At 60.8% G+C, this 5,216-nt stretch carries 5 protein-coding genes and 1 pseudogene; 4 read left to right on the top strand and 2 right to left on the bottom strand.

Annotated features, from left to right (window positions below; translation table 11 throughout):
* Nucleotides 1–747, bottom strand: a 747-nt coding sequence (locus HX846_RS11990; protein ID WP_178965441.1) for an aldehyde dehydrogenase family protein, incomplete at its 3' end; no start/stop codon positions are given.
* A 154-nt stretch (nucleotides 748–901) separates the two neighbouring features.
* On the opposite strand from HX846_RS11990, the gene HX846_RS11985 reads away from it, so the two are divergent.
* The 3 genes from HX846_RS11985 to nadE all read left to right on the top strand — a co-directional run bounded on the left by HX846_RS11985 (nucleotide 902) and on the right by nadE (nucleotide 4,069).
* Nucleotides 902–1,798: a LysR family transcriptional regulator gene (locus HX846_RS11985; RefSeq protein ID WP_003217454.1), complete on the top strand. Its 897-nt coding sequence runs from the start codon at nucleotides 902–904 to the stop codon at nucleotides 1,796–1,798.
* Between the two features lie 225 nt (nucleotides 1,799–2,023).
* Complete coding sequence (gene pncB, locus HX846_RS11980; RefSeq protein WP_003217456.1) at nucleotides 2,024–3,238, top strand: nicotinate phosphoribosyltransferase; 1,215 nt, start codon at nucleotides 2,024–2,026, stop codon at nucleotides 3,236–3,238.
* Nucleotides 3,239–3,241: 3 nt separating this feature from the next.
* On the top strand, nucleotides 3,242–4,069 hold the full coding sequence (gene nadE, locus HX846_RS11975; protein WP_003217462.1) for an ammonia-dependent NAD(+) synthetase: 828 nt from the start codon (nucleotides 3,242–3,244) through the stop codon (nucleotides 4,067–4,069).
* Between the two features lie 250 nt (nucleotides 4,070–4,319).
* Here the strand turns inward: nadE and azu are convergent, their stop codons facing one another.
* Nucleotides 4,320–4,766 (bottom strand): azurin, encoded by a 447-nt coding sequence (gene azu / locus HX846_RS11970; protein WP_008439083.1) that lies wholly within the window; start codon nucleotides 4,764–4,766, stop codon nucleotides 4,320–4,322.
* A 337-nt stretch (nucleotides 4,767–5,103) separates the two neighbouring features.
* Here azu and HX846_RS11965 point away from each other — a divergent pair.
* A pseudogene (locus HX846_RS11965) lies at nucleotides 5,104–5,216 on the top strand (TIGR00730 family Rossman fold protein); the annotation flags it as partial.

Below are 5,216 nucleotides of genomic sequence, written 5' to 3'. Positions count from 1 at the left end.
GCTGCGGGCAAAACGTGCAGCGACTTTCGGCGCTACTTCGCGGCCCATGCGGGTGCTGCCGGTGGCGCTGATCAGCGCAACACGCGGGTCATCCACCAGTGCGGCGCCGGCATCGCGGCCACCGATGATCACCTGGCTGAGGTACGGCGGCGCATCGCTGAAGTTCTTCAGTACGCGCTCGAACAGTGCCTGGCAGGCCAGGGCGGTAAGCGGGGTTTTTTCCGACGGTTTCCAGATCACTGCGTTGCCGCACACCAGCGCCAGCGCGGTGTTCCACGCCCATACGGCGACCGGGAAGTTGAAGGCGCTGATCACGCCAACCACGCCCAGCGGGTGCCAGGTTTCACGCATGTGGTGGCCCGGACGCTCGGAGGCGATGGTCAAGCCGTACAACTGGCGCGACAGGCCGACGGCGAAGTCGCAGATGTCGATCATTTCCTGCACTTCACCCAAACCTTCCTGGGTGATCTTGCCGGCTTCCCACGACACCAGCTCGCCGAGGTCGGCCTTGTACTCGCGCAACACGTCGCCGAACTGGCGCACCAGCTCACCACGACGGGGGGCCGGCACCTTGCGCCAGGCCTCGAATGCATGCTCGGCGCGACTGACCTGCTGCTCCACCTCGGCGGCGCCTTCCCAGTGCACACTGGCAATCCGGCTGCCATCAATGGGCGAATGCACGGGTTGTTTACCCGACTGGTACAGCGCCGGGTTTACCCCGAGACGATCAAGCAATGCGGCAACCATGGGTCACTCCTTCAATCTACAAACAGAAATTTGCGCCGCCAGCGGTCGCGGCGATCCAGACCTTATTTGTAGCTGGCCCAAGACTTGCCAACAAACGACGATTAGGCGAGATATCATTCCGTTTATTCATGCTAAGAACAAAAAGAGGCGTGCCGTGCTGAATAAAAGACATTTGCCCTCGATCACCGCCCTGCAGTGCTTCGAAGCGGTCACCCGCCACCTGAGTTTTACCCGCGCCGCCGAAGAGCTGAACCTCACCCAGAGCGCTGTCAGCAAACAGGTCGCGCAGCTGGAAGAACTGTTGCAGCACCTGCTGTTTCGCCGGGTGCGCCGCCGCTTGCAGATGACCCCGGCGGGCGATCTGTACCTGGTGGAAGTGCGCAAGATCCTCACCCAGGTGGAGATGTCCACCCATTACCTGCGCTCCTACGGCGGCGAGACTGAAGTGCTGCGGGTGTCCACGCCCTACACCTTCGGCGCCCGCTGGCTGGTGCCGCGCCTCAAGGGCTGGCGACTGCGCCATCCGCAGATTCACCTGGACCTGTGCAACGAACAGGAGCCCGACGAGCTGCTGCAAGGCAAGGCCGACCTGGCCTTCTACTTTGGCCAGGGCTCACGGCCCGGCACCGAGAGCCTCAAGCTGTTCAGCGAAGAACTGGTGCCCGTGTGCTCACCCGACAGCCTGCCCGCCCAAGCATTTACCGACCCCACGCAACTGAGCGAACTGGTGTTGCTGCAAAACGCCTCGCGCCCGCAAGGCTGGCATGACTGGTTCGCCGCCCAGGGTCATCACACCGAGCACAGCTACCATGGGCCGCGCTTCGAGACCTTTTATATGTGCATTCGCGCCGCACAGGTTGGCTGCGGTGTGGCGCTGCTGCCCAGGTTTCTGGTGGAAGAAGAGCTAGCAGAAGGCAAGCTGGTGATCCCCTGGCAGCATGCGATGCCGAGCCAGGATGCCTATTACCTGGCCTACCCCGAGCACTCGGCGGAAGTGCCCAAGGTGCGGGATTTTGTGAAGTGGATGATGGAGCAGGTTGAGTCTGATTGAGGCGCGTTGCCTGCAATACCGCCTTCGCGAGCAAGCCCGCTCCCACATTTGAAATGCGTTCCAAATGTGGGAGCGGGCTTGCTCGCGAAGGCGCCAGGGGCCAAACAACCATGCCCAGCTGAAAAAACACTGGCAAAACAGCACAGGTCTATGCGCCACTAGCGCCATTCCTTAATTGTGCGTAAAGGTCGGCGCCCATCGCCGACCCGTCTGGAGATTCCCGTTATGAGCGAGAGTGTGTTTGCCGATCGCATCGTGCAGAACCTGCTCGACACCGACTTCTACAAGCTGACCATGATGCAGGCGGTGCTGCACAACTACCCGAACGTGGAAGTTGAATGGGAGTTTCGTTGCCGCAACAGTGAAGACCTGCGCCCGTACCTGGCGGAGATCCGCTACCAGATCGAGCGCCTCGCCGAGCTGAGCCTGAGCCCCGACCAACTGGGCTTCCTGGAACGCATCAGCTTCATGAAGCCGGATTTCCTGCGCTTCCTCGGGCTGTTTCGCTTCAACCTGCGCTACGTGCACACCGGTATCGAAAACGGTGAGCTGTTTATCCGCCTGCGCGGGCCATGGCTGCACGTGATCCTGTTTGAAGTGCCGATGCTGGCCATCGTCAGCGAAGTGCGTAACCGCTATCGCTACCAGAGCGTGATCCTCGAACAGGCCCGCGAGCAGCTGTATCGCAAGTTCGACTGGCTGACGGCCAACGCCAGCGTCGAAGAACTGTCCGAACTGCAGGTCGCGGATTTTGGCACGCGTCGACGCTTCTCCTACCGCGTGCAGGAAGAAGTGGTGAACGTGCTCAAGCACGACTTCCCCGGGCGTTTTGTCGGCACCAGCAACGTGCACCTGGCCCGCGAGCTGAACATGAAGCCGCTGGGCACAATGGCCCACGAATGGATCATGGCCCACCAGCAACTCGGCCCGCGCCTGATCGACAGCCAGATCGCCGCCCTCGACTGCTGGGTGCGCGAGTACCGTGGCCTGCTGGGCATCGCCCTGACCGATTGCATCACCACCGATGCGTTTCTCAGCGATTTCGACCTGTACTTCGCCAAGCTCTTCGACGGCCTGCGCCACGACTCCGGTGACCCGGTGCAATGGGCCGAAAAGGCGATCGCCCACTACCACAAGCTGGGGATCGAGCCGATGAGCAAGACCCTGGTGTTCTCCGACAGCCTGTCGCTGCCCAAGGCGCTGGAGATTTTCCGCGCGCTGCGTGGTCGGATCAATGTGAGCTTCGGCATCGGCACCAACCTGACCTGTGATATTCCAGGTGTGGAACCGATGAGCATCGTGCTTAAAATGACTGCCTGTAATGGCCAGCCCGTCGCGAAGATTTCCGATGAAGCGGGCAAGACCCACTGCACCGATCCGAACTTTGTCGCCTATTTGCGCCACGTTTTCAAAGTACCTGCCCTACCCAGCAAGGAGTGAATCATGCAAGCCGTACAGCGCGAGATTGCTGAACAGCTCAAGGTCCAACCACCGTTCAAGGACCAGGCCGCCCTTGAGGCGGAGGTTGCCCGGCGCGTTACCTTTATCCAGGATTGCCTGCTCAATTCAGGCCTCAAGACGTTGGTGCTGGGCATCAGCGGCGGCGTCGACTCCCTGACCGCCGGCCTGCTGGCCCAGCGTGCAATGCAAGAGTTGCGGGCTGCCAAGGGTGACGATGCGTACCGCTTTATCGCGGTGCGCCTGCCCTACGAAACCCAGTTCGACGAACACGACGCCCAGGCGTCCGTGGACTTTATCGAGCCCGACGAGCGCCACACAGTGAACATCGGCCCGGCGGTGAAATCCCTGGCCAATGAAGTGGCGGCGTTTGAAGGCAAGGCCGCGGTCTCCCGGGACTTCGTGCTGGGCAACACCAAGGCGCGCATGCGCATGGTGGCGCAGTACACCATCGCTGGCGCGGCCGGTGGTTTGGTGATCGGTACCGACCATGCGGCGGAAGCGGTGATGGGCTTTTTCACCAAGTTCGGTGATGGCGCCTGCGACCTGGCGCCGCTGAGCGGGCTGGTGAAGAACCAGGTGCGTGCGATTGCCCGGCACTTTGGTGCTCCGGAATCGCTGGTAGAGAAGATCCCGACGGCCGACCTGGAAGACCTGTCGCCGGGCAAGCCGGACGAAGCGTCCCATGGCGTGACCTATGCCGAGATCGACGCGTTCCTGCACGGCGAGCCGGTGCGCGAGGAGGCCTTCAAGATCATCTGCGACACCTATCGCAAGACCGAGCACAAGCGGGTGATGCCGTTTGCACCCTGATCTGACGTAGCGGCTCATTCTGGCAAAAGGGCTTGTTGTGGTGAAGGAGCTTGCTGTGGCGAGGGAGCTTGCTCCCGCTGGGGCGCGAAGCGGCCCCTGAAACCTGCTTACTGCTTTTTCTGATGCTACGCGGTGAGCTTATTGGGGCTGCTCCGCAGCCCAGCGGGAGCAAGCTCCCTCGCCACAAGAGCAGCCTGCCTACAGGCAAAAAAAGCGCCCCGAAGGGCGCTTTTTTTTGCCTGAAGATTGCTTACTTCAGGGTCACAGTGCCTTTCATCATCGAGATGTGGCCTGGGAACGAGCAGAAGAACGCGTAGTCAGTGCCTGCCGCCAGCTTCGACACATCGAAGGTCACGGAGTCTTTCTCGCCGGCACCGATGATCTTGGTGTGGGCGATGATGCGGGTGTCGCCGTCTTTCAGGTAGTTCTTGTCGATACCGGCGGCCATGCCGTCGCTGGCGATGCCAGGCATGTCGGCGGCGGAACTCAGCACCCAGTTATGGCCCATGACGTTTTTCGGCAAGCTGCCGGAGTGGGTCAACTCAACGGTGAACGTCTTGCAGCTCTTGTCGATTTCGATGGCCTTGGTGTTGAAGGACATCTGGTCAGTGGAGTCGACAGTGACCTTGCACTCTGCAGCAAGCAACTGGCCGCTAGCCAGAGTCAGCAGGGAAACAGCAACGAGTTTGGCAAACATGTGAATCTCCAGGGCAGGGTTTAAAAAACGCATATTGCGACAAGGGTGCCTGAGTCAGGCAGGACTTCATATGATCTGTATCAACAGATTGTATACAACTTTAGGCTATCAGACTCATCGACACAATCTACCGGCCAAAGTGCGGGTGCCGGCCTATGATCGGTCCATCACCCTTCCGGAGTCCCAGCCATGCACCTCAATAGTCTGTTCCGCAGCCTGCTTGCCGCCTATGCCTGTGGTGCCAGCGGCACCTGCGAAACACCTCAACGCGAGGTTTAATCCTTTGAGAGACGCAAGCCAGCCTTTACTCTTTAGCCACAACTGAGTGGAGTCAGGTATGTCCTTGAAGTCTGTCTGTGTGTTTTGCGGTGCCAGCAGCGGCACCAACCCGGCCTACCGTGAAGCAGCCGTGGCCCTCGGGCGCGCGCTGGCGGAGCGCAAGCTGACCCT

The sequence above is a fragment of the Pseudomonas sp. K5002 genome (genome assembly GCF_013386655.1).
In the GTDB taxonomy this organism is placed as follows: domain Bacteria; phylum Pseudomonadota; class Gammaproteobacteria; order Pseudomonadales; family Pseudomonadaceae; genus Aquipseudomonas.
This window is presented reverse-complemented; position numbering and strand designations above follow the sequence as displayed.

What these genes read in the sequence shown, in the direction of transcription:
- nadE (WP_003217462.1), top strand. Translation starts at nt 3,242, where the DNA reads ATGCAAGCCGTACAGCGCGAGATTGCTGAACAGCTCAAGGTCCAACCA.
- azu (WP_008439083.1), bottom strand. Translation starts at nt 4,766, where the DNA reads ATGTTTGCCAAACTCGTTGCTGTTTCCCTGCTGACTCTGGCTAGCGGC.
- pncB (WP_003217456.1), top strand. Translation starts at nt 2,024, where the DNA reads ATGAGCGAGAGTGTGTTTGCCGATCGCATCGTGCAGAACCTGCTCGAC.